This is a genomic window from Mycobacterium sp. SMC-18 (assembly GCF_045310895.1).
In the GTDB taxonomy this organism is placed as follows: domain Bacteria; phylum Actinomycetota; class Actinomycetes; order Mycobacteriales; family Mycobacteriaceae; genus Mycobacterium.
Genome location: NZ_JBJIAL010000154.1, coordinates 1 through 975, shown reverse-complemented (window position 1 = coordinate 975; position 975 = coordinate 1). Strand labels below are relative to the sequence as shown.

The following is a 975-nucleotide window of genomic DNA, read 5'->3' as shown; positions in this document are numbered from 1 at the left end:
ACGTCTCGCCGTGGCGGATATAGTAGATCGTTGGCACCGGCATTCCCGTGACGGCTGGTCCTTGCTGAGCGAGCTGTCGGGCGCCCGGCTTCCACGCTTCGAATTTTCGGCTCGGAGGTACACCAGCACTTTGGCTGGCGACAAGCCCAAATCGGCCGCAGCTGAGGCGCACTACGCGCAGGTTGGCGCAACCGGAATAGGCACGCCGCAAGGGTGTTATGTTTGACACGGCGGCCGTCGCCGCGACCATCGAAGACTGGATGCATGCGCGGGCGCTGACGCGTGACACGGATATCGCCGATGACCTGGTGCAGGACACGCTGGTCCGCGCGCTGCGCTCGGAGCGGCTGTTTCTCGGCGGCGACGTCAGGAGCTGGCTCTACACGATCCTGACCAACCTGAACAAGAACCGCAGGCGCTCGCTGGCGCGGCGACCGCCCCTGATGCCGCTGCTCGACAACAATGCCGACGCCAGCGGCACCGAGGCGGAGGGACGCGACATCGAGCGCGCACTGTCGACGCTGGTCGAGGAGCAACGCTCGGTGCTGCTGCTCGTGATGCTGGAGGGCATGAGCTACCGCGAGGTCGCCGATATCCAGGGCGTTCCGATCGGCACCGTGATGTCCCGCCTCGCCCGCGCGCGCGCCCATGTGCGGGCCTCGATCGAGGGCCAGCGCCCGGCGCTCCGGCGGGTGAAATGATAATGTGCGCAATGGCAGGTGTTCGCTTGAACGATTTTCGAACAAGATTTGGCAGAGACGACTGATATGACCGATCCGAACATCCCCGTCACCGAAGACGAGCTGCACGCTTACGTCGACAACGAGCTGCCGGCCGAGCGCCGCGGCGATGTCGAGGCGTGGCTCGCTACCCATCCCGACGACGCGGCACGGGTGCAGTCATGGCGCGCGAGGGCCGAGACGCTGCATGCGCGCTACGATCGCGTGCTGGACGAGGCGGTGCCGAAGCGGCTCG

3 protein-coding genes are annotated in these 975 nt (G+C 66.3%); all 3 read left to right on the top strand.

What is annotated here, in order from left to right; translation table 11 throughout:
- On the top strand, nucleotides 1-226 hold a 226-nt coding region (locus ACJH6J_RS30565; protein ID WP_406805055.1), incomplete at its 5' end, for a hypothetical protein.
- Complete coding sequence (locus ACJH6J_RS30560) at nucleotides 219-701, top strand: sigma-70 family RNA polymerase sigma factor (protein WP_406805054.1); 483 nt, start codon at nucleotides 219-221, stop codon at nucleotides 699-701. The genes ACJH6J_RS30565 and ACJH6J_RS30560, both read left to right, overlap by 8 nt.
- Nucleotides 702-767: 66 nt before the next feature.
- On the top strand, nucleotides 768-975 hold a 208-nt coding region (locus tag ACJH6J_RS30555), incomplete at its 3' end, for an anti-sigma factor family protein (protein ID WP_406805053.1).